Source organism: Streptomyces sp. NPDC127098 (assembly GCF_042722465.1).
Taxonomy (GTDB): domain Bacteria; phylum Actinomycetota; class Actinomycetes; order Streptomycetales; family Streptomycetaceae; genus Streptomyces; species Streptomyces millisiae.
The window spans coordinates 1-21,426 of the sequence record NZ_JBHXFJ010000048.1 but is presented as its reverse complement, the minus strand read 5'-3'; the positions used below and the strand labels follow the sequence as shown (position 1 = coordinate 21,426).

At 73.7% G+C, this 21,426-nt stretch carries 19 protein-coding genes; 10 read left to right on the top strand and 9 right to left on the bottom strand.

The window, feature by feature from the left end; genetic code table 11:
• Positions 1-28: 28 nt before the first annotated feature.
• From hpnC to ACFWI8_RS25740, 4 genes are all read left to right on the top strand, one after another.
• Positions 29-949 (top strand): squalene synthase HpnC, encoded by a 921-nt coding sequence (gene hpnC, locus ACFWI8_RS25755; protein WP_387095870.1) that lies wholly within the window; start codon positions 29-31, stop codon positions 947-949.
• 10 nt (positions 950-959) lie between these two features.
• Positions 960-1,907, top strand: coding sequence for a presqualene diphosphate synthase HpnD (gene hpnD / locus ACFWI8_RS25750; protein ID WP_387095867.1), 948 nt, complete (start codon positions 960-962; stop codon positions 1,905-1,907).
• A complete protein-coding gene (gene hpnE / locus ACFWI8_RS25745) occupies positions 1,904-3,283 on the top strand; it encodes a hydroxysqualene dehydroxylase HpnE (protein ID WP_387095865.1) in 1,380 nt (459 codons plus the stop codon). Before hpnD ends, hpnE begins: the two co-directional genes overlap by 4 nt.
• 104 nt (positions 3,284-3,387) lie before the next feature.
• A complete protein-coding gene (locus ACFWI8_RS25740; protein WP_387095968.1) occupies positions 3,388-4,404 on the top strand; it encodes a polyprenyl synthetase family protein in 1,017 nt (338 codons plus the stop codon).
• 17 nt (positions 4,405-4,421) lie between these two features.
• On the opposite strand, the gene ACFWI8_RS25735 is transcribed toward ACFWI8_RS25740, so the two are convergent.
• Positions 4,422-5,222, bottom strand: coding sequence for a tyrosine-protein phosphatase (locus ACFWI8_RS25735; RefSeq protein ID WP_387095862.1), 801 nt, complete (start codon positions 5,220-5,222; stop codon positions 4,422-4,424).
• A 242-nt stretch (positions 5,223-5,464) separates the two neighbouring features.
• Between ACFWI8_RS25735 and ACFWI8_RS25730 the strand changes: the two genes are divergently transcribed.
• The 4 genes from ACFWI8_RS25730 (at position 5,465) to ACFWI8_RS25715 (ending at position 8,549) form a co-directional block, all read left to right on the top strand.
• Positions 5,465-6,955: a sensor histidine kinase gene (locus ACFWI8_RS25730; protein ID WP_387095859.1), complete on the top strand. Its 1,491-nt coding sequence runs from the start codon at positions 5,465-5,467 to the stop codon at positions 6,953-6,955.
• Between the two features lie 106 nt (positions 6,956-7,061).
• Positions 7,062-7,511 carry a roadblock/LC7 domain-containing protein gene (locus ACFWI8_RS25725; protein ID WP_387095965.1) on the top strand — a complete coding sequence of 150 codons (450 nt, stop codon included), beginning with the start codon at positions 7,062-7,064 and terminating at the stop codon, positions 7,509-7,511.
• Positions 7,512-7,585: 74 nt separating this feature from the next.
• The gene (locus tag ACFWI8_RS25720; RefSeq protein ID WP_387095962.1) at positions 7,586-7,948 is read left to right on the top strand and encodes a DUF742 domain-containing protein; all 363 of its coding nucleotides are present in this window, start codon (positions 7,586-7,588) and stop codon (positions 7,946-7,948) included.
• Positions 7,926-8,549 (top strand): ATP/GTP-binding protein, encoded by a 624-nt coding sequence (locus ACFWI8_RS25715; RefSeq protein WP_387095856.1) that lies wholly within the window; start codon positions 7,926-7,928, stop codon positions 8,547-8,549. Before ACFWI8_RS25720 ends, ACFWI8_RS25715 begins: the two co-directional genes overlap by 23 nt.
• Before the next feature lie 20 nt (positions 8,550-8,569).
• Here the strand turns inward: ACFWI8_RS25715 and metG are convergent, their stop codons facing one another.
• The 5 genes from metG to ACFWI8_RS25690 all read right to left on the bottom strand — a co-directional run bounded on the left by metG (position 8,570) and on the right by ACFWI8_RS25690 (position 15,888).
• Positions 8,570-10,294, bottom strand: a complete 1,725-nt coding sequence (metG, locus tag ACFWI8_RS25710) for a methionine--tRNA ligase (protein WP_387095853.1) — start codon at positions 10,292-10,294, stop codon at positions 8,570-8,572.
• A gap of 139 nt (positions 10,295-10,433) precedes the next feature.
• Positions 10,434-12,599, bottom strand: coding sequence for a putative bifunctional diguanylate cyclase/phosphodiesterase (locus ACFWI8_RS25705; RefSeq protein ID WP_387095850.1), 2,166 nt, complete (start codon positions 12,597-12,599; stop codon positions 10,434-10,436).
• Positions 12,596-13,408, bottom strand: a complete 813-nt coding sequence (locus ACFWI8_RS25700; protein ID WP_387095847.1) for an SAM-dependent methyltransferase — start codon at positions 13,406-13,408, stop codon at positions 12,596-12,598. The genes ACFWI8_RS25705 and ACFWI8_RS25700 overlap by 4 nt, the downstream gene beginning before the upstream one ends.
• 201 nt (positions 13,409-13,609) lie before the next feature.
• Positions 13,610-14,872 (bottom strand): transglycosylase family protein, encoded by a 1,263-nt coding sequence (locus tag ACFWI8_RS25695; protein WP_387095844.1) that lies wholly within the window; start codon positions 14,870-14,872, stop codon positions 13,610-13,612.
• Between the two features lie 134 nt (positions 14,873-15,006).
• Positions 15,007-15,888: a phosphatase PAP2 family protein gene (locus ACFWI8_RS25690; protein ID WP_387095841.1), complete on the bottom strand. Its 882-nt coding sequence runs from the start codon at positions 15,886-15,888 to the stop codon at positions 15,007-15,009.
• 169 nt (positions 15,889-16,057) lie between these two features.
• On the opposite strand from ACFWI8_RS25690, the gene ACFWI8_RS25685 reads away from it, so the two are divergent.
• On the top strand, positions 16,058-17,773 hold the full coding sequence (locus tag ACFWI8_RS25685) for an acyltransferase (RefSeq protein WP_387095838.1): 1,716 nt from the start codon (positions 16,058-16,060) through the stop codon (positions 17,771-17,773).
• A 25-nt stretch (positions 17,774-17,798) separates the two neighbouring features.
• Here the strand turns inward: ACFWI8_RS25685 and ACFWI8_RS25680 are convergent, their stop codons facing one another.
• Entirely contained in the window at positions 17,799-18,554 is a 756-nt protein-coding gene (locus ACFWI8_RS25680; RefSeq protein ID WP_387095836.1) for a histidine kinase dimerization/phosphoacceptor domain-containing protein, read from the bottom strand.
• A gap of 216 nt (positions 18,555-18,770) precedes the next feature.
• Between ACFWI8_RS25680 and ACFWI8_RS25675 the strand changes: the two genes are divergently transcribed.
• Positions 18,771-19,973, top strand: coding sequence for an MBL fold metallo-hydrolase (locus ACFWI8_RS25675; RefSeq protein ID WP_387095834.1), 1,203 nt, complete (start codon positions 18,771-18,773; stop codon positions 19,971-19,973).
• Positions 19,974-20,148: 175 nt separating this feature from the next.
• Here ACFWI8_RS25675 and ACFWI8_RS25670 read toward each other — a convergent pair whose 3' ends face one another.
• Positions 20,149-20,493 carry a DUF3140 domain-containing protein gene (locus tag ACFWI8_RS25670; protein WP_311595466.1) on the bottom strand — a complete coding sequence of 115 codons (345 nt, stop codon included), beginning with the start codon at positions 20,491-20,493 and terminating at the stop codon, positions 20,149-20,151.
• Positions 20,494-20,601: 108 nt separating this feature from the next.
• Positions 20,602-21,255 (bottom strand): endonuclease, encoded by a 654-nt coding sequence (locus ACFWI8_RS25665; protein WP_387095831.1) that lies wholly within the window; start codon positions 21,253-21,255, stop codon positions 20,602-20,604.
• Between the last annotated feature and the right edge of the window lie 171 nt (positions 21,256-21,426).

The following is a 21,426-nucleotide window of genomic DNA, read 5'->3' as shown; positions in this document are numbered from 1 at the left end:
ACGGCGAGCACAGGGTAGAAATACAGGGATGAGCAGTTTGGCGACGGCGAACCCGGGCACCCACGCGGTGCTCGCGAAGTCGGCACACGAGAACTTCCCGGTGGCCCCCAGGTTCCTGCCCCGCGCGTGGCGGGACGACCTGACGGCCCTCTACGGCTACGCCCGACTCGTCGACGACATCGGCGACGGCGACCTGCCCCCAGGCGGCGCCGACGCGCTGCTGCTCGGCCTCCCGGCCGACCGGACCGACGACCGGCAGGACATGCTCGACGCGCTGGAGGCCGACCTCGAGCGTGCCTTCGCCGCCGCCCGCCACGAGCAGGGCCTCGGCCCGCCCCGCCACCCGCTGGTCGCCCGCCTGGTGCCCACCGTGGAGCGCGCCGGCCTCGACGCCGAGCCGTTCCGCGCCCTGATCGAGGCCAACCGCGTCGACCAGCACACCCACCGCTACGCCACCTTCGAGGAACTCCTCGGCTACTGCGAGCTCTCGGCCAACCCGGTGGGCAGGATGGTGCTCGGCGTCACCGGCACCGCCACGCCGGAGCGGATCCGCCGCTCCGACGCGATCTGCACCGCGCTCCAGCTGATCGAGCACCTGCAGGACGTGGCCGAGGACCTCGGCCGCGGGCGGATCTACCTGCCGGCCGACGCCATGGCCCGCTTCCACGTCACCGAGGCCGACCTCGCGGCGCCGAGCGCCAACGCGTCCGTCCGCACCCTCGTCGCCCATCTCACCGATCGGGCACGTAGGCTGCTCGACGAGGGCGCGCCCCTGGTGGGCAGCGTCCGCGGTCGGCTGCGGCTGGTGCTCGCCGGATTCATCGGCGGCGGCAGGGCGGCCGCCCAGGCCATCGCCGACGCCGGGTACGACGTGCTGGCCGGGCCGCCCAAGGCGAGCAAGGGCGGCCTGCTGTACGCGGCGGGAACCACACTCAGAAGGGGCGCGTGAGCTCAACCTCGTGACCAAGAGCCCGACCAGCAAGCACCCGTCGCCCGCCGTCGTCGCCGCCTACCAGTACTGCGAGGCGGTCGCCGGCCAGCACGCCAGGAACTTCAAGTACGGCGCCCGTCTGGTGCCGGCTGCCAAGCGGCAGGCGCTCTGCGCCATCTACGCCTTCGCCCGGCGCGTCGACGACATCGGCGACGGCGGCCTCGCCCCCGACATCAAGGAGATCAGGCTCGCCGAGGCCCGTGCCCTGCTCGACCGGGTGCGCTCAGGAGGCGTGCCCGAGGACGACGTCGACCCGGTGGCCGTCGCCCTCGCCCATGCCAGCGACGTCTACCCGATCCCGCTCGGCGGCCTCGACGAGCTGATCGACGGCGTCCTGATGGACGTGCGGGGCCGCGACTACGAGACCTGGGACGAGCTGCGTTCCTACTGCCGCTGCGTGGCCGGCGCCATCGGCCGGCTCACGCTCGGGGTCTTCGGCACCGTGCCGGGCGCGCGGCACGCCGAGCGCGCCGACGAGTTCGCCGACACGCTCGGCCTCGCGCTCCAACTCACCAACATCCTCCGCGACATCCGCGAGGACGCCGACAACGGCCGCACCTACCTGCCCGCTGAGGACCTCAGGAAGTTCGGCCTCGTGGACGAGGACGGCGCGCCGAGGCTCGTTCCGCCCGCCGCCGGCGGGGACTTCGTCGGCCTGGTCCGCTTCGAGGTCACCCGCGCCCGCGAGCTGTTCGCCGAGGGCTTCCGGCTGCTGCCCATGCTCGACCGCCGCTCCGGCGCCTGCGTCGCCGCCATGGCCGGCACCTACCACCGGCTGCTCGACCGCATCGCCGAGGACCCGCGCGCCGTGCTGCGCGGCCGCGTCGGCCTGCCCGCCGCCCAGAAGGTCCTGGTGGCCGTGCGGGGCCTGTCCGGGCTCGACGCGCGCCGGGTCGCCGGGCGGACCCACCCGTGAGCGCCCGGCTGCGCGGGCACACCGTGGTCGTCGGCGGTGGCCTGGCCGGCACCGCCGCCGCCCTCGCCCTCGCCGACCGGGGCCGGCGGGTCACCCTGCTCGAGACCCGCCCCAGGCTCGGCGGCCTCGCCTTCTCCTTCCGCCGCGACAGCGCCGTGGGGCCGCTCACCGTGGACAACGGGCAGCACGTCTACCTGCGTTGCTGCACCGCCTACCGGGGCTTCCTCGACCGCGTCGGCGGCACCGCGCTCGCCCCGCTGCAACCCCGCCTTGACGTCCCGGTGTTCGACGCCGAGCGCCGGCGGCTCGGCCGCATCCGCCGCGCCGCCCTGCCGGTCCCCCTCCATCTGGCCGGCACCCTCGCCCGCTACCCGCACCTGCCGCCGGCCGAGCGGGCGGCCGTGGTCCGTGCCGTCGCCGCGCTGCGCCGCCTCGACCCCGCCGATCCGGCCCTGGACGACCAGGACTTCGGCGGTTGGCTGCGCCGGCACGGGCAGCGCGACCGGGGGATCGAGGCCGTCTGGGACCTGATCGGGGTGGCGGCCCTCAACGCCAGGGCCGACGACATCTCGCTCGCCCTCGCCGCCATGGTCTTCCGCACCGGGCTGCTCTCCGGGCCCGGCGCCGCCGACATCGGCCTCCCCTCGGTGCCGCTCGGCCACCTGCACGACACCCTCGCCCGCGCCGCCCTCGACCGGGCCGGAGTCACCGTGCTCACCGACACCAAGGTCCGCCGGCTGCGCGCCGCGCCCGGCGGCTGGCGGGTCACCTTCGACAGCCGGCGGCGCGGCCCGGAGCCGGATCCCGACGAGGCCACGGCCGACTCGGTCGTCCTGGCCGTGCCCCAGGAGGCCGCGCACCGGCTGCTGCCCGAGGGCGCCCTCGCCGACCAGGGGCGGCTGCTGCGCATCGGCGACGCGCCGATCCTCAACATCCACGTGATCTACGACCGGCCGGTGCTGCGCCGGCCCTTCCTCGCGGCGCTCGGCAGCCCCGTCCAGTGGGTCTTCGACCGCACCGGCCCCGCCGGGCTCGCCGAGCGGTCGGGCCACCGCGACCAGTACCTCGCGCTGTCCCAGTCCGCCGCCCGGGACGAGATCCAGCTGCCGACCGACGTGCTCCGCAAGCGCTACCTGCCCGAGCTCGCCCGGCTCCTGCCGCGGGCCGGGGGCGCCCGGGTCCGGGACTTCTTCGTCACCCGGGAGCGCGCCGCCACCTTCGCCCCGGTGCCCGGCGTGGGCCGGCTGCGCCCCGGCCCGGTGACCAGGGCACCCGGGCTCTACCTGGCCGGCGCTTGGACCGCCACCGGCTGGCCGGCGACGATGGAGGGCGCGGTGCGCAGCGGCCTCGCGGCCGCGCGGGCGGTGCGGATATGACGGCGCCGCCCCCCGCCACGCAGAAACCAGACTGCTCAGTGACTTCCCAAGGAGAGCTCGTGAACCCCGCAGAACCCCACGGCCATGGTGCCGCCCTGGCACTGATGGAGCGCGGGCGGGCACTGGCCGCTCCCGCGCTGCGCACCGCCGTCGACCGGCTCGCCCCGCCCATGGACACCGTCGCCGCCTACCACTTCGGGTGGATCGACGCGCACGGCAGGCCCACCGAGGCCGACAGCGGCAAGGCCGTGCGGCCCGCGCTCGCCCTGCTCTCCGCGGAGGCCGCCGGCGCCCCGGCCGAGGTCGGCGTGCCCGGTGCCGTCGCCGTCGAGCTGGTGCACAACTTCTCGCTGCTGCACGACGACCTGATGGACGGCGACGAGCAGCGGCGGCACCGGGACACCGTCTGGAAGGTGCACGGTCCCGCCCAGGCGATCCTGGTCGGCGACGCGCTGTTCGCGCTGGCCGTCGAGGTCATCCTGGAGGGCGGCACCGAGCACGCCGCCCGCGCCGCCCGGCGTCTCGCCGCCGCCAGCCGCAAGCTCGTCGACGGCCAGGCGCAGGACATCGCGTTCGAGCACCGCGAGCGGGTCAGCGTCGCCGAGTGCCTGGAGATGGAGGGCAACAAGACCGGGGCCCTGCTGGCCTGCGCCGCCGGCATCGGCGCCGTGATCGGCGGCGCCGACGACGCGCTCGCCGACGCGCTGGAGACCTACGGTCACCACCTCGGGCTCGCCTTCCAGGCCGTCGACGACCTCCTGGGCATCTGGGGCGACCCCGCCACCACCGGCAAGCTGACCTGGAGCGATCTCCGGCAGCGTAAGAAGTCCCTGCCCGTGGTGGCCGCACTGGCCGCCGAGGGGCCGGCCGCCGAGCGCCTGACGGCGCTGCTGACGGCCGACGCCAAGAAGAGCGCGGAGGAGTTCGAGGACTTCGACGAGGCCGAGTTCGCCACCAGGGCCGCGCTGATCGAGGAGGCCGGCGGCCGGAGCTGGACGGAGGAGGAGGCCAGGCGCCAGCACCGCACGGCCCTGGCCGCGCTCGACGGCCTGGACATGCCGGGCGGCGTGCGCGACCAGCTGACCGCGTTGGCCGACTTCGTGGTGGTCCGGCGCAAGTAGCGCCGCAGGGAGCGGGGTCAGGCCGCCGTCAGCAGGAGCTCGGCGAGCGACTCGCGGTCCGCGTCGGTGAGGCCGAGCCCGGCCGCGAGGTAGTGGTCGACCCCGCCCCACCTCGCGTCGATCTGCTCGAAGGCGGCCTCCAGGTACTCGGCGCGGGCGTCGAACAGCGGCGCGAGCAGGCCCTCGACCTCGGCGAGCTCGGCCGGCAGCACGCCGTCCCCCGGTCGCCGCAGCCGGTAACGCCGGTGCGGGGCGTTGGACTTCAGGTAGTCGGCGACGATCGCCGACCGCTCCACGCCCACGGCGAGCAGCACCAGCGCCACGGTCAGCCCGGCCCGGTCCTTGCCTGCGGCGCAGTGCAGCAGCGCGGGAACGCCGCCGGCGGCCAGCGCGCGCAGCACCCGGCCGTGTTCGGCGGTGCGACCGAGCACCATCTGCCGGTAGGAGGCGATCATCAGCCCGGGCGCCTGCCGGCCGGTCAGCTCGGCGCGCAGCTCGGCCAGGCTGCCGTCGCGCACCAGCGCCCAGAACGCGGCGCCTTCGGCCGGATCGTTCAGTGGGATGTTGACAAGGCGGACGCCGGGCAGCGGCACGTCGTGGCCGTCGAGCTCCTGGTCGGCCGAGTTGCGGAAGTCGAAGACCGTGTGCAGGCCGAGCGCACCGAGGAACGCCTGGTCGGCCGCGGTCGCGTGGGCCAGGTGACCGCTGCGGAAGAGCACCCCGTGCCGCACCCGTCGCCCGTCCTCCGTCGGCAGCCCGCCCACGTCTCGGAAGTTGACCACTCCGGTGAGCACCGGCTCGGTGGACTGCTGCGTCACGGACCCTCCTCGGCTGTCTCGAACGACCCCAGACCCTACGACATGGCGATCCGATGAAACACCGATCGCGGTCGATATCCGGTCAATGCCGTCCGTTCGTCGAACCGGTGTCAAGTCGGACCCCGGCGGAATCACTCGTTCGAAGCTGGCGAGGGGTGGCGATTGCTCGAACCGTGTCTCTCCGCAGCGCCGTTGACGCATAGCGTTGCCTTACGCACGACGAACCGCCGATAAGGACACCTATGCCCGAACAGCTACGCCACGGGGCACACTCCGCCCGCCACAGCAGGCTGGCCGTCCCGGGACCGAGCCGCACCGAGCCGGGAACCAGACGCCGGTTGCTGTGTCTCGCCCTCCTGCCCGCCGGTCTCGTCGCCGTCGTCGCGGTGGCCGTGGTCGGCTACCTGCTCAGCGGGTCACGCCAGGCGCCCGGCGGGGGAGTCACCCTCACCGGTGTGCTCGTCGGGGCCGGTGTGCTGACCCTCGCCATCGCCGCGAGCGCCGCCGTGGCCGCCGTCTGCGAGGCCGGCGCGCTGCTCGCCAGGCTCACCCTGCTGCGGCGGCAGGCCACCCGGGTCCGGGTCGAACTCCAGGCGCTGCTACGGAAGGTGGAGCGCGGCGAGCGGCTCAAGCCGCCCGAGGGGCCGCCGCCGGCCGAGCCCGAGGAGGCGCCGCTCGACCAGCTGCGGCACGAGATCGCCGTCGCCGGCTACGCCGCCGAGGCGGCGGTGGCCCAGGCGGCGACGGCGGGCCTCGCGGGCGGGGCGGACGAGCGGGTCGAGGTCTTCGTCAACCTGGCCAGACGCATGCAGTCGTTCGTCCACCGGCAACTGGAGTACCTCGACGAACTGGAGAACGACGTCGAGGATCCCGACCTGCTCAAGGGCCTGTTCCAGATCGACCACCTGGCCACCAGGATCCGGCGGCACGCCGAGAACCTCGCGGTACTCGGCGGCGCCATCTCCCGGCGCCAGTGGAGCCGTCCGGTCGCCATGTCCGAGGTGCTGCGCTCGTGCATGGCCGAGGTCGAGCACTACGCGCGGATCCGGCTGGTGCCGCCCATCGAGGGCACCGTGCGCGGGCACGCCGTCGCCGACGTCGTCCACCTGCTCGCCGAACTCGTGGAGAACGCCACCGAGTTCTCCGCCCCCCAGACCCAGGTGCTGCTGCGCGTCCAGCGGGTGACCGCCGGCCTGGTCATCGAGGTGGAGGACCGCGGGCTCGGCATGACCGCGACCGAGCAGAACCGGATGAACGCGGTGCTGTCCGGGGCCGAGCGGCTCGACGTCGCCCAACTGCTCGAGGACGGCCGGGTGGGCCTCTTCGTGGTCTCGACGCTGGCCAGGCGGCACGACGTGGTGGTCCAGTTGCAGAGCAACATCTACGGCGGCGTCCAGGCCGTCGTGGTGCTGCCGCACGAGCTGCTCGGCGACGAGTCGGAGGGCGTCTACGTGCCGTCCTCCCGGCCGGCCACTACGCCGCCCCCGCCCCCGCACCCTCCGCACCCCCCGGCCGTGCCGGCCGGTGCGCCCGCCGTCCCGATCGCCGCCTCCGAGGCCCGGCCGCCCCTGCCACAGCGGCAGCGCCAGCAACATCTGGTGCCCCAGCTCCGCGACGCCCCGCCGGCGACGCCGGACGCCTTCGCCGCGCCGGGGGCCCGTGTCGACCCCGGCCTGATGGCCGCCTTCCGGCGCGGCGCCAGCCTCGCCGACGGGCCCGAGGACCTGGCCTGACCGGCCGGTCCGCCCCGCCCCGCCCGCCCCACGTTCCACGTCCCAGCCGACAAGACCGACCAGCCCGACCAGCCTTCTGCCCGAGGAGATCAAGGCGACCATGACCATGGAGAGCGACGTGCCCTTCGGCCGGCAGGCCGACGTGTCCTGGCTGCTGACCGGTCTCGTCGAGCGGGTGCCACACGCCCGCAGCGCGCTGCTGCTGTCCGCCGACGGCCTGGTCAAGGCCGAGCACGGCCTGGAACCGAGCACCGCCGACCAGTTGGCGGCGCTGGCCGCCGGCCTGTACTCGCTGGCCAGGAGCGCGGCGACCCTCCCGCAGGCGCCGTCGGCCACCGAGCCGGGGGCCTGGGAGACCGGCGGCGAGGTCCGCCAGGTGGTGGTCCAGCTGGCCGGCGCCCTGCTGTCCGTCTGCGCCGCCGGGCAGGGTGCCTGCCTCGCCGTCCTCACCGGGCCCGACGCCGACCCGACGATCCTCGGGTACGAGATGGCCCTGATGGTGAAGAGCGTCCGGCCGTTCCTCGCCACCCCGGCGCGGCAGCGAGCGGCCCGTTGACCGCCATCCGCACGCCCGACACCCATCCGGACGCCGCCCCCGGGCCCGGCACCCTCCACGATCCGCCGCGGGAGCTGCCCTGGCTCGACGAGAGCGCCGGCCGGCTGATCCGTCCCTTCACCGCCTGTGGCGGCCGCACCAGGCCCACGGTCGGCCTCGACCTGCTGACCCTGGTGGTCGCCACTGGGCGGCCCATACGCCGCAGGCTCGGCCCGGAACACACCCAGGTGCTCCGGACGTGCGCCGGTCCGGCGTCGACCCCGGTGGCCGAGATCGCCGCCCAGGTGCGGCTGCCGGTGGCCGTCACCAAGGTGCTGCTCGCCGACCTGTTCGAGCTCGGCGCCGTGACCGTCAACTCGCCCGTGCCACCGGGCCGTTCCGTGACCGACCGAGACCTGCTGGAGGCGGTGTTGCATGGACTCCGCGCACGCCTGTGACCCCTTTCCCACCGCCGTCAAGATCCTGGTAGCGGGCGGCTTCGGCGTGGGCAAGACGACCCTGGTCGGCGCCGTCAGCGAGATCGAGCCGCTGTGCACCGAGGAGTTGCTCACCCAGGCGGGCGCCGGCACCGACAGCCTGGTGGGGGTGGAGCGCAAGCACACCACCACCGTCGCCATGGACTTCGGCCGCGTCACGCTGGACGAGCGGCACGTGCTCTACCTGTTCGGCACCCCGGGCCAGGAGCGGTTCTGGTTCATGTGGGACGAACTGTGCCAGGGCGCGCTCGGCGCCGTGGTGCTGGTCGACACCCGGCGCCTCGAGGCGGGCTTCCCCGCCGTCGACTTCTTCGAGCGGCGCGGTCTTGGCTTCGTCGTCGCGGTCAACCAGTTCGACCAGGCGCTGCGCTATCCGCCCGAGGAGATCAGGGCCGCCATGGACCTGCGCCCCGAGGTGCCGGTGGTGCCGTGCGACGCGCGCAAGTCGGCCTCGGCCACCCAGGTGCTCGTCGCCCTCGTCCAGCACCTGATCGACGCAAGGAACGGCGAGCGGGCGACCGACCGGGAGCACAGCCCGCGGTCGCCCGCCGCTCGTCCCTAGAAGGCGAGAAGGGGGGGGCCTCAGCCCTCCTGGCCGCCGAAGCGCTCCTTGAAGGACTCCAGGTCCTCCTCGGTGATCTTGGCGAACAGCACCGGCGGCACGGTGAACGCGGTGCCCGCGCGGATGGCGCCCAGCGCCCGCGCCTCCTCGCCGCTCACCCACGCGGCCGCGGCCGCCTCCGGCGCGTCGAAGACCGCGCGCAGCGCCCGGGAGGTGAACGGGATGATCGGCTCGGAGAGCACCCCGTAGAGGTGGATCAGGTTCATCGCGGTGCGCAGCGTCAGCGCCGCCGCCTCCGGGTCGGACTTGATCTCCAGCCAGGGCGCCTTCTCCTCCAGGTACGCGTTGCCCGCGCTCCACAGCGCGCGCAGCGCGAAGGCCGCCTTGCGGAACTGCAGCGCCTCCAGGTGCTCCTCGTACTCGGCGAGCAGTCTGGCGACCTCGTCGCCGAGCCGCCGCTCCGCCTCGCCCGCCGCGTGGCCGGCCGGCACCTGGTCGCCGAAGCGCTTGCGGGAGAAGGACAGCACCCGGTTCACGAAGTTCCCCAGGGTGTCGGCGAGGTCCTTGTTGACCACCGAGGAGAACAGCTCCCAGGAGAACGAGGCGTCGTCCGACTCGGGGGCGCCCGCCATCAGGAAGTAGCGCCAGTAGTCGGCCGGCAGCAGCTCAAGCGCCGCGTCCGCGAAGATGCCGCGGTTCTGCGAGGTGGAGAACTTGCCGCCGTAGTACGTCAGCCAGTTGAACGCCTTGACGTAGTCGACCTTCTTCCACGGCTCCCTGGTGCCCAGCTGGGTCGCCGGGAACATCACGGTGTGGAAGGGGACGTTGTCCTTGGCCATGAACTCCGTGTACCGGACGGACTCGTCGGCCTCGAACCACCAGGAGCGCCAGTCGCGGGTCTCGCCCTCTCCGGCCGCGTCCGCCCACTCCTTGGTGGCGCCGATGTAGCCGATCGGGGCGTCGAACCAGACGTAGAACACCTTGCCCTCGGCCGCCAGGTCGGGCCAGACGTCGGCCGGGACCGGCACGCCCCACTCCAGGTCGCGGGTGATCGACCGGTCGAGCAGGCCCTCGGTCAGCCACTTGCGGGCGATGGAGGAGGCCAGCGTCGGCCACTCCTTGCCGTGCGCCTCGACGAAGGCCGCCACCTCGCCCTCCAGCTTCGACTGGAGCAGGAACAGGTGCTTGGTCTCGCGGACCTCGAGCTCCGTCGACCCGCTCACCGCGGAGCGCGCCTCCAGCAGGTCGGTCGGGTCGAGCACCCGGGTGCAGTTCTCGCACTGGTCGCCGCGGGCCGCCTCGTAGCCGCAGTAGGGGCAGGTGCCCACGATGTACCGGTCGGGCAGGAAGCGGCCGTCGGCGAGCGAGTAGACCTGCCGGGTGGTCCGCTCCTCGATGAAGCCGTTCTCCTTGAGACGGCGGGCGAAGTGCTGGGTGATCTCGATGTTCTGCCGCGACGAGGTGCGACCGAAGTAGTCGAATTCCAGGCCGAATCCGTCGTAGACGGCCTTCTGCGCGGCGTGCTGCTGGGCGCAGAACTCGGCGACCGGCAGCCCCGCGGCCTTGGCCGCGAGCTCGGCCGGGGTGCCGTGCTCGTCGGTGGCGCAGATGTAGAGCACGTCGTGACCGCGCTGCCGCAGGTAGCGGGCGTACACGTCCGCCGGGAGCATCGAGCCGACCATGTTCCCCAGGTGCTTGATCCCGTTGATGTAGGGCAACGCACTGGTGATGAGGTGTCGGGTCATCCTCGGATGCTCCAATGAGTGAGGTAACGCGCAGTGAATCGGGTCACGGACGGTGACGGGTCACTGTGAGTGGACGTCACTCATCCTACCGAGCCGCACGGGGGCCGCTCACCGGAGTTTCAGCTGCCGGGACGCGCCCTCAGACAGCCTCGGGGAGCCGCTCGGGCGGTCCTGGCCGCGCGTAGTACCAGCCCTGCGCCGAGTCGCAGCCCAGGTCGCGCAGCTGTTCTGCCTGGGTGGAGGTCTCCACGCCCTCCACGGTCACCGAGAGCTCCAGGGTGTGGGCGAGCGAGACGATGCCCTCGACGATCTTCAGGTCGACCGGGTCGGCGGGGGCACGCTGCAGTCCCTGCGTGAACGACCGGTCGAGCTTGAGGGTGCTCGCCGGCAGCCGGCGCAGGTTGGCCAGGTTCGAGTAGCCGGTGCCGAAGTCGTCGAGGGCGATGCCCACGCCCAGGTCGGCGAGCTGCCGCAACGGCCGCAGCTCGTTCTCGTCGGCCCTGATCATCGCCGTCTCGGTGACCTCGAGGCAGAGCGAGCTCGGCGGCAGGCCGGCCTCCTCGAGCACCGCGATGGTGTCCTCCACCAGCTCCGGGTGGTGCAGCTGGCGCGGCGAGAGGTTCACGTTGACCTTCAGCGGTCTGGCGCCCCCTATGCCGCGTACCTGCCACTGGCAGGCCTGCCGCACGGCCTCCCGCAGCACCCAGCGGCCCAGCGGCACGATCAGCCCGGTGTGCTCGGCGAGCGGGATGAACCGGTCGGGGCCGAGCACCCCGTGTCGCGGGTGGCTCCAGCGCACCAGCGCCTCGGCGCCCTCCAGGCTGCCGTCGCGCATCTTGACCAGCGGCTGGTACTCGATGAAGAACTCGGCGCCGCGCAGCGCGGCCGGCAGGTGGTGGGTGAGGTGGTGCCGGCTGATGGCACGCGCGTCGGAGTCCGGGTCGGCCAGCGCGAACCGGTTGCCACCCTCGGCCTTGGCCCGGTACATCGTGATGTCCGCGCTGCGCAGCACCTCGGCCGCGGTGAGGTCGCGGGTCGACCCCTCGACCACGCCGATGCTGGCCCGCACCATCAGCTCCCGACCGCCGAGCTCCACTGGCGAGGACAACGCCTCCAGGGCGCGCTCGGCGAGTTCGGTCACGGCCCGCGGCGTCGGCGGGTCGATGACCAGGGCGACGAACTCGTCGCCGCCGATCCTGGCCAGCAGCTGGCCAGGGCCTGTGGCGCAGGCCCGCAGCCGCTCGGCCACCGCGATCAGCAGCTGGTCGCCGACGGCGTGCCCGAGGCTGTCGTTGACCGCCTTGAAGCCGTCCAGGTCGAGGTAGCACAGACCGACGCGGTCGCAGCCCGAGCCGGTCGCGATGGCCTGCTCGAGGCGCTCGAAGAAGAGCGAACGGTTCGGCAGGTCGGTGAGCTCGTCGTGGGTGGCCTGGTAGCGCAGCCGCAGGTGGAGCAGGCGCCGCTCCGAGATGTCCTCCATCATCGTCATCATGTAGCGCGGTTCGCCGTCGGCGTCGCGCAGCAGCGAGACCGTGAGGTTGGTCCACAGCACCGTGCCGTCGGCGCGGGCGTAGGACTTCTCGACCTGGTAGTGCTCGCGCTGGCCGCGCATCAGCTCGCGCTGCATCCGCCAGACGTCGGGGGAGTCCTCCGGGTGCGTCAGGTCGAGCAGGTTGCGGCTGCGGACGTGGTGCGCCGAGCCGCCGAACATCCGGGCGAGCGCGTCGTTGACGTTGAGGATGTTGCCCGACATGTCGGCGATGGCGATGCCGAGCGCCGCGTCGTTGAAGACCGCGCGGAACCGGGTCTCGCTCTCGTGCAGCGCCTCGGCTATCTCGGTTTGGGCGGTGATCGCGGCGCGGGAGAGCGCCTCCTGCTCGGTGCGGGTCCGCTCCTGCAGGGCGCCGGCGAAGCCGGCGGCGATGGCGTGCTGGAGCCTGGCGCAGCGGTTCCGCGCCTCGTCGGGGGCGAGCACGTTCGGGTCGGCGCAGTACAGGACGAGGTAGGCGTCGATCACGCCGAGCACCCGGGGCAGCGAGTCGGGCCCGGTGCAGTGCGCGGCCACCAGCGCCTGCCCCACGGCGCGCGCCGACGTGGGGTCGAAGGGGCGGCCGTGCAGGGCGGCGGCCAGCTCGGCGGCGAGGCCGGTGAGCAGGTCCTCGAACTCCGGCCTGGTCATCGACGTGGCGGTGACCGGGAAGACGGCGCGGCACAGGATCCTGGCGAAACGGCGCGGCCCGTCCGGCGGCTCGGTGCCGAGGTCGGCCGGGAGGTCGCCGGTGGGTTCCCAAGGCGAGGCGGTCACGCTCTTCGTCCTACTCCCGCGTATCCGGCATAGGCGACGGGGTCCTCCTCCGCGACGGGCACCTCGGGGCGCCAGTCGGGCAGCGGCACCACCCCGGGCTCGAACAGCTCGAACCCCTCGAAGAAGGTCGCGACCTCGTCCCTGGTGCGCATCACCAGGGTGGCGCCGCCCCTGCGGTAGACCTCGCTCAGCCGCTTCCCGCGCTCGCGCGTGCCGGGCAGGCTCTCGGTGGCGGCGTGGCTGACCACGAGGAGACTGCCGGGCGGCAGCGCGTCCCGCAGCGTCGCGACGTGCTCGCGCGGCTTGGCCTCGTCGTCGAAGAAGTGCAGCACGGCGACGAGCAGCAGCGCGACCGGACGGTCGAGGTCGAGGAAACGGCGGGTGGTCTCGCCGCCCACGATGCCCAGCGGGTCGCGGAAGTCCGCGGCCAGCACCTCGGTCCGCTCCTCGTCCGCGAGCACCGCCCGGCTGTGCGCGACGGCCACCGGGTCGTTGTCTACGTACAGCACGCGCGCGTCGGCGCTGGCGGCCAGGGCCGTCTCGTGCACATTCCCGAACGTCGGAATGCCGGAGCCGATGTCGAGAAACTGGGTGACACCCCGGGATATCGCGAAGCGCACCGCGCGCCGCAGGAAGGCGCGATTCGCCTGCATGATCTTGGGGAGCCCGGGAAACGCCTCGATCGCCTCACGGGCGGCCGCCCGGTCGGCCTCGAAATTGTGCGAACCGCCCAGGTAGAAGTCGTACATCCGGGAAACGCTCGGCACCGAAAGGTCGATGCCGTGCGGCGCCCAGGCGGGTCGTTCCATCGGCGTCTCCAATGTCCCCTGCATATGCACGAATTGGCCCCGACGGTCGAGGGTACTGACTTCGCGCCAGACGAGGGAAGGAAAGCGGGGAGTGACATCGGTCCCCCCGGGGGTTAGCGCGCCATCTGTCCCGATAGGTCGGCCCGCCGGGCGACGGCATCAAGCCAGCGCGACGGCCGATTCGGGTCACCCGGATTCATGTCACACGGTGACGCCGTGCTCCCTGAGGTAGCCGAGCGGGTCGATGTCGGTGCCGAAGGCCTGGCCGGTGCGGATCTCGAAGTGCAGGTGCGGCCCCGAGGAGTTCCCCGTGGAGCCGGAGCGCCCGACCCGCTGGCCGCTGCCCACGGGCTGCCCCGCGGAGACGGAGATGGCGGAGAGGTGGGCGTACTGGCTGAACCTGCCGTCCGGGTGGCGGACGATCACCTCGTAGCCGAAGGAGCCGGCCCAGCCGGCCGAGACCACCTCGCCGGCGGCCACCGACCTGACCGTGGTCCCGGTGGCGACGGGGAAGTCGACGCCGGTGTGGTAGCCGCGGGACCAGGAGCTGCCGGTGGCGTGGTAGGCGGTGCCCGTGCCCGCGTCGACCGGCGCGGTGTAGGCGGCGGCCTCGGCGGGCCGCTCCTCGCGCTCGCCCTGCGGCTCCTCCTCGGCCGGCTCCTCCCGGGCCTCGGCCTCCTCGGCCCGCTCCGCCTCCGCCTCCTCGGCCTCCTCAGGCGCCGGCTCGGCCGCCGCCTCCGGCTCCTCCTGGGCCTCGGGCTCGGCCTCGGGCTCGGCACGCCGCTCCTCGGCCGGCGCGTCGCCGGGGCGCAGCGCCAGCCGCTGGCCGGGGAAGATCAGGTCCGGGTCGCCGCCGATGGTGGCGCGGTTGAGCTCGTAGAGCGACTGCCAACCGCCGCTGACCTCGTGGCTGGTGGCGATGCCGAAGAGCGTGTCACCGCGCACCACCTCATAGCGGTCGGCCTGGGCCACGTCCTCCTCGGCCGGCGCGGCGGCGGGGGCGGCCTGGGCCACGGGCTCGGCCTCGACCGCCGGCTCGACCGCCGGCTCCGCCTCGGACCTGGGGGAGATGTCGGGCTCAACGCCGTCGACGACCAGCCCGGCCACGGTCGAGCAGTGCGGCCAGGCGCTCGGGCCCTGCCCGGCGAGCACCTCCTCGGCGACCGCCATCTGCTGGTCCCTGGTGGCCTGGTCGGCCCGGGCCGCGTAGGCGCCGCCGCCGTACGCCTCCCAGGTGCTCTGCTGGAACTGGAGCCCGCCGTAGAAGCCGTTGCCCGTGTTGATGTCCCAGTCCCCGCCGCTCTCGCACTCGGCGACGCGCTCCCAGGTGTCCACCGACGCCGCCGACGAGGTGGCCGCGGTGATCAGTGGTAACGCGAGCCCGGCCCCGGAGGCGGTGACCGTGAGCGACGCGCGGGAGACGGCGTTGGGCCGGTAACGGCGGTGGCGTCCACGTGTGGTCATTGAGCTGATCCCTCCCCGAGCCGACTGCTCCATCACCCGTCAGATTATGGCTTGATCACGGGAGTTGTCCGGCGGACCAACGATATGGGTGCCGATCCGGCGCGACAAGGGAGCAGGGGTGGCACGACGGGGGCTCACGGGGACGCGTGATGCCGGTGCGCTCCGGCGTCCCGGGTGCCGCCAGGCGCCCGGTCGGCGCCACCGTCCCGGGCCTCCGCGCCCGGACCGTCGGCGCGCGTGACGCCGCTGCGCGCCGGCGCCGAGGTCCGGGCCGGCAGGCGGGGCGGCCGCAGCACGGCCAGCACGACGGCGAGGATCGCGACGGCGACCAGGCCGTCCAGCCAGTAGTGGTGACCGGTGCCGACGACCGCGACCAGGGTGATCAGCGGGTGCAGCAGCCACAGCCAGCGCAGCCGGCCGCGCGTCACGACGATCAGCGCGACGGCGATGAACACCGCCCAGCCGACGTGCAGCGATGGCATGGCGGCGAACTGGTTGGCCATCGAGTCGGCCTCCGGCTTGCCGTAGACCGCAGGCCCGTACACCACGCCGGTGTCCATCATCCTGGTCTGCCGGAAGAGCCGCGGCGGGGCCAGTGGGAACAGCAGGTGCAGCACGAGGGCCGCCCCGGTCAGCCACGTCAACACCCAGCGCACCCACACGAAGTGTCCCGGGCGCCGCCAGTACATCCAGACCAGGAAGACCACGATGGCGGGGAAGTGCACCGTCGCGTAGTACACGTTGACGAAGCGGATGACCGCCTCGCTGTGCAGCAGCAGGTCCTGCACGGCCCTCTCGCCGGGGAGCCGGAGGGCGCGCTCCAGCCGCCACACCCACTCCGCGTTGTCGAACGCCTCGCTGAACTGGCCGTTGGCCGCCCGTCTGCCGAACTTGTAGGCCAGGTAGAGGAAGACGACGAGCGGGAGCTCACGGACGAGCGGTGGCCGCTTGGGCCGCGTCGCGTCCTCGGAGGCGCGCGCGGTGAGGACTCGCTTCAGCACATCGGTGCTCGGCATAGGCAGTATTCCCGAATGACAGGGGCGGAGCGCGGTCTGGAGACGGCGAGGGCCTTTCGGCCCCGTTTCGATCTTCTTTTTTTCGCACAGGTTACGGGGGCATGGTCATCCCTACCCGGGAAAGTGCGAACATCATCCGGATTCGGTAGGCGACACCGGGAGCCACATCATGAACGCCCAGGACGATCGGGTCCCCCAGGACGGACGCTTCGACTACTGCCCCTGGCTCTTCGAGAAGGAAGCCACCCCCGAGCAGCGCGCGGCCCAACTCGCCCACCAGCGTCGGCTCACCGCCGCGACCGGCGCGGAGATCGGCGACCGCTGCTACCTCTCACCGCTCGCCGCCCTCCACCCCGACCGCTTCCGGCTCGGCGACGACTCCTACGTCGCCGCGCACGCCTATCTCACCGGCGACATCGCCGCCGGCGCCGACTGCACCTTCAACCCGTTCACGACCGTGCGCGGCAAGGTCACCCTGGGGGAGGCCGTCCGCATCGGCGCCCACACCTCCCTCCTCGGCTTCAACCACTCCACCGCGCCCGACCGCCGCGTCCACCGGCAGCCCACCACCAGCCGCGGCATCACGGTCGGGGACGACGTGTGGATCGGCTCGCACGTGGTGATCCTCGACGGGGTCACCATCGGCGACCACTGCGTGATAGGCGCCGGCGCCGTCGTCACCCGAGACGTGCCGGACTGGGCCATGGTGGCCGGCAACCCGGCCCGCTTCATCCGCGACCGCCGCGACACCCGCGGGCGGCCCGCGCGCCGCCCCGGTGGCGCAGAGGGGGCGCGGCGGGGCGCGGACCTCGACGCGCGCCTCGCCGACTTCGCCGTCGCCGCCCGCGAGCAGGCCCCCGCCCTGCTGGCCCGCGCCTGGAACGGCGAGCGGTACGTGGACCGCCCCGGCGCCCGGCCCACCGTCCGCGCGCACTGTGACGCCGTCGAGCTGGCCGACCTGCTGCTCGGCGCGCCGCCCGCCCAACTGCCGGCCGTCGCCCACGTCGAGCGGCTGCGCGCCGCCCAGGACCCGGTCACCGGTCTGGTGCCCGAACTCGGCGCCACCCTGCCCGCCCCGGCCGCCGACGGCCTCGTGGACGACGGGGCCGCGCTCTACCACGTCCTGTCCGTGGGCTACGCGCTGCGGCTGCTCGACAGCGCCCCGGCCCACCCCGTGCGCGCCGTCGCCGGCGTGACGCCCCGGCAGCTGACCGACCGGCTCGACCGGCTGCCCTGGGCCGACCGCGCCTGGCACGCCGGCAGCTGGATCGACTCCTTCGCCACGGCCGCCCTGTGGAACCTGGAACTCGGCGCGGAACCGGGCGTACCCGGCACCCTGGAGACCCTCTTCGGCTGGCTGCTCACCCGCGTCGACCCGTGGACCGGGATGTGGGGCCGACCGGCCAGGGACAGCGGGCGGCTCCAGGTCGTCAACGGCTACTACCGGCTCACCCGAGGCTCCTTCGCGCAGTTCGGCGTGGCGGTGCCGTACCCGGAGCGGGTGATCGACACCGTGCTCGACCACGCCCGCGACCCGCGCTACTTCGGCGGCGAACGGGAGAACGCCTGCAACGTGCTGGACGTGGCCCACCCGCTCTGGCTCGCCGGCCGGGCCACCGGGCACCGCGCCGACGAGGCCCGCACCTGGGCCGAGGACCAACTGGACCGGGCGCTCGGCCGCTGGCGGGAGGGGAGCGGCTTCGGCTTCGGCCCCGCCCCCGAGGGCACCGGGCCGGGACGCGAACCCGGCCTGCAGGGCACCGAGATGTGGCTCGCCATCCTGTGGCTGCTGGCCGACCTCACCGGTCGCTCCGACCTGCTCGGCTACCGGCCGCGTGGCGTGCACCGACCCGAGCCGGCCCGCGCCCTGACCACCCCCATCTGACCCCGCCGACCCGGAAGGCGGCGGCTCAGCGCCGCTCCGAGCCGCGCAGGAGGCCCAGCGTCCCGCGCAGCTCGGTCTCCGACTCCCGGCCGGCGTGCGCTATGGTCCGGAGCGCCTGGCGCGCCTGTCCTGGCGCCCGGTCGAGCACCCGCCCCGCCGCCTCGGCCTGCACCACCATGCCGGCCACCCGGTGCCCGGTGATGTCGTACATCTCCCGGCAGATCTCGGCGCGCTGCGCGGCCAACGCCGCCTGCCGGCGGGCCTCGTCGATCCGCTCCACGCTGTCGGCGCGCTCGGCCAACTGGCTCCGGTAGCACCGCTGGCACCGCCTCCGGTAGCCGAGGGCCCAGGTCAGGGTGAACGGCAGCAGCACCGCGACGCCGAGCTGCGCCGCCGTGCCGACCGGCATCTCGTCCCTGGCGATGCTCCACATCGCCCCCGACACGGCGGCTCCGACGCCGCCGGCCAGCGCCAGCGCCACCGCCCAGGGCGCCCCGTGCACCGCCACCGTGGACACCACGGCGTAGACGGCGGGCACCGTGGCGAGCAGTCCGTTGTCCAACGCGCCCTGGGCCACGCAGCCCACGAGCGTCAGCACCAGCACGCGCTCCGGCAGCCGGTGGCGCAGCGCCACCGCGAACGCCGCCCCCAGCGAAAGAGCCACGGTGACCAGGAGACTCCCGCCGCGCAACTCCTCGTCGAGCCCGACGTTCAACGCGCACAGCGCGAGCACCAGCACGGCCAGGCAGGCGTCCATCCGGTCACGACGCGCCACGTCCATGGGGGCAAGCCTACGGGCGCCACCGCCGGCCGCGAGTCGAACTGGTGGTGTATTCGGCGCGCCGGAAGATCACCTCTGAGGCGGACGCCATCCCGCCCCGGATGACGCACCCTCGACGGGGCAGACGTCCCTCGTCGCCCCGGCCGCTCGCGGAGGGTGACGAGTCGTCACAGCGATCATCTACAGTGGCCAACGACCCGCATCAGGGAGGTCCACATGGCAGAGCAGACACCGGCCGCCGAGAAACCGCACCGCACATCCCCGCTCGCCAGACTCCGCCCCGCCTCCTTCGGCGCCGAGCCGACCGGGGCGCGGCTGGCCAGGATCCGCCGCTCCCCGCAGTTCCGCGACGGCGCCTTCCGCAACGAGCGGCCCACCCGCACCCTGCGGGCCAGGGAGGCCCTGCCGCTGCTGCGTGAGTCCTTCGACCGGGCCCGCTGGGCCCGGCGCACCCCCACCGAGGCGCCACCCGTGGTCCGGCCCGCCGTCCTCGACCCCGGCTCACCGCCGGCCAGCGGACTGCGGCTCACCTGGCTCGGGCACGCCACGGCGCTGGTCGAGATCGACGGGCACCGGGTGCTGTTCGACCCGGTATGGGGGGAGCGCTGCTCGCCGTTCGGCTTCGCCGGCCCGCGCCGGCTGCACCCGGTGCCGATGTCCCTGGCTGAGCTTGGCCGGCTGGACGTGGTGGTCGTCTCCCACGACCACTACGACCACCTGGACATGCCCACCATCCGGGAGCTGGCCGGCACCGACACCGTCTTCGCGGTGCCGCTCGGGGTCGGCGCCCACCTGGAGCACTGGTCGGTGCCGGCGGAGCGGATCATCGAGCTCGACTGGTGGGAGTCGGCGCCGGTCGGCGAGCTCACCCTGACGGCCACCCCCGGCCAGCACTTCTGCGGCCGCGGCCTGCGCAACCAGGGCGCCACCCTCTGGGCCTCCTGGGCCGTGACCGGCCCGCGACACCGGGTCTTCCACAGCGGCGACACCGGATACTTCCCCGGCTTCGCCGACATCGGCGCCAGGCTCGGCCCGTTCGACGCCACGATGATGCAGATGGGCGCCTACAGCCCGCAGTTCTGGCCGGACGTCCACATGACGCCCGAGGAGGGCGTCCAGGCCCACCTCGACCTGTCGGGCGGCCGCCCGCACGGGGTCCTGCTGCCGATCCACTGGGCCACCTTCAACCTCGCGCCGCACCCGTGGGAGGAGCCGGCCGAGTGGTCCCTGCGGGCGGCCTCGGCGGCCGGCGTGGCGGTGACGATGCCCCGCCCCGGCGAGTCGTTCGAGCCCGCGGCCGGCGACCTCCCGGGCGCCCCCTGGTGGCGCGCGCTGGCCCGGCCGGCACCGGAGGCCACGTCGCGAACGTCGGTCGAGCCATCCGTCGAACCCGTGCCGGAGCCGGTACGCCGCCCGTAAGGCTGGCACGGTGGCCCGCCAAGCGATGGCGCCGCCCTGCGCGACCGGCGAGTCGCGGTGACACCGTGGGTGCCGGTCACCCACGCCGCGCGAGGCCCGGTGTTCGGCTCCGGGGCGATCCGCACCGACTCGCCCGGCGCGTCGGACGATGGCCGGGCCGGCCGCCAGGCCCGTGTCAGCTGGGCGCGCGCAGGGGGTCGTGGCCGAGGGACATCAGCCGGTAGCGCCACTCCGGCTCCGGCAGGGCCGCCCTCGGCCCCGCGTCCCGCTCCTCGCGTACCGCGTCCACGACGTCGCGCATCAGCGCGATGTCGGCGTCGGTGAGATCCATCTGCCGCTTCCGCAGGATCGCCAGCACGCCCCGGCCGCGCTCGGAGCCCGAGTGGTCGGGCACCTCCTCGCTGTTCTCGCCGGCGCTGCTGGTCCGCAGCCAGGCCGCGAGCTCCTGGGACGTCATGTTGACGACGGAGTGGAAGTCGGTCCACAGCGCGTCGAGCTCAAGCGCCTCGATGTCGGCCATGGTGAGCCTCCCGGGTAGTCCTTGGGTGTTGCCCAGCGGGTCCCCTGGTTGATCATATGAGGGATCGTCAGCTGAGGGAATGTCGGTTTCGGCCGTGCCTGTGCTGGTTCAGCCGGAACTGGCCGTGGAGTGGGACGCCGCGCGCACCTCGTCGGCCAGGCCCTTGTTCAGTGAGACTCGTACCAGGCCCGCGGCCAGGTGCGGCAGCTCCTCCTCGCTCACCAGACGGGACAACGCCCCCGGCGAGCGCGGCAGGCCGACCCGCTCGGCGCCGGCCCGCATCCTGTCGTCCACCCGGGGCGCGTACTCGGGCCAGACGGCCTGTGCCTCGCGGAGGAAGATGTCGGCGCCCGTCGGCCCGATCCCCGGGAACTGCTGGAGGAGCTCGGCCACGTCCCCCTCCTCGCGGAGTCGCCGCAGGTCGCCGCCGTAGCGTTCGAGCAGCAGGTTCGCCTCGTCGCCGAGCTGGGTCGAGGTGCGTTCGTCGTAGCGCCGGTAGTGGCCCTCGCCCAGCGCGTCGACCCGCTGCTGCCAGGTGGCGTCCGCCATGTGTCGCGCGTCCCGCATGCCGGCGTCGAACAACGCCCGGGCCGCGGCGACGGCCACCCCCGAGCTGATCCTGGCGGACAGCAGGTGGGAGAGCACCAGCAGCTGGTAGAGCGATGCCGGGCTGTTCCGCAGCCGGATACCCGCCTGCTCGGCGTAGGTCTCGCCACACGTGTCGATGACGGCGTGCGCGGTCTTCTCGGTCCGCTTGGTCATACCTGACCACCTCCGCAACCAGCTCTCGCGGACGCGCCTCGGGTTCCCCGCCGACTCAGCGACGAAACGGAGCGGAACGGCCGGAAACGGGTGCGCTTCGCTGGGAAAGGTGGATGGGTTGACCACAGGGCGGCTGTGGCTGGTCGCGCAGTTCCCCGCGCCCCTAGGGGC

Bases quoted from the DNA above. Each gene is read 5' to 3' on its own strand.
- ACFWI8_RS25675 (WP_387095834.1), top strand. From the start codon at position 18,771: ATGGCAGAGCAGACACCGGCCGCCGAGAAACCGCACCGCACATCCCCG.
- ACFWI8_RS25670 (WP_311595466.1), bottom strand. From the start codon at position 20,493: ATGGCCGACATCGAGGCGCTTGAGCTCGACGCGCTGTGGACCGACTTC.
- ACFWI8_RS25700 (WP_387095847.1), bottom strand. From the start codon at position 13,408: ATGGAACGACCCGCCTGGGCGCCGCACGGCATCGACCTTTCGGTGCCG.
- ACFWI8_RS25690 (WP_387095841.1), bottom strand. From the start codon at position 15,888: ATGCCGAGCACCGATGTGCTGAAGCGAGTCCTCACCGCGCGCGCCTCC.
- ACFWI8_RS25665 (WP_387095831.1), bottom strand. From the start codon at position 21,255: ATGACCAAGCGGACCGAGAAGACCGCGCACGCCGTCATCGACACGTGT.
- ACFWI8_RS25695 (WP_387095844.1), bottom strand. From the start codon at position 14,872: ATGACCACACGTGGACGCCACCGCCGTTACCGGCCCAACGCCGTCTCC.
- ACFWI8_RS25725 (WP_387095965.1), top strand. From the start codon at position 7,062: ATGGAGAGCGACGTGCCCTTCGGCCGGCAGGCCGACGTGTCCTGGCTG.
- metG (WP_387095853.1), bottom strand. From the start codon at position 10,294: ATGACCCGACACCTCATCACCAGTGCGTTGCCCTACATCAACGGGATC.
- ACFWI8_RS25685 (WP_387095838.1), top strand. From the start codon at position 16,058: ATGAACGCCCAGGACGATCGGGTCCCCCAGGACGGACGCTTCGACTAC.
- ACFWI8_RS25730 (WP_387095859.1), top strand. From the start codon at position 5,465: ATGCCCGAACAGCTACGCCACGGGGCACACTCCGCCCGCCACAGCAGG.
- ACFWI8_RS25740 (WP_387095968.1), top strand. From the start codon at position 3,388: ATGGAGCGCGGGCGGGCACTGGCCGCTCCCGCGCTGCGCACCGCCGTC.
- hpnC (WP_387095870.1), top strand. From the start codon at position 29: ATGAGCAGTTTGGCGACGGCGAACCCGGGCACCCACGCGGTGCTCGCG.
- ACFWI8_RS25680 (WP_387095836.1), bottom strand. From the start codon at position 18,554: ATGGACGTGGCGCGTCGTGACCGGATGGACGCCTGCCTGGCCGTGCTG.
- ACFWI8_RS25715 (WP_387095856.1), top strand. From the start codon at position 7,926: ATGGACTCCGCGCACGCCTGTGACCCCTTTCCCACCGCCGTCAAGATC.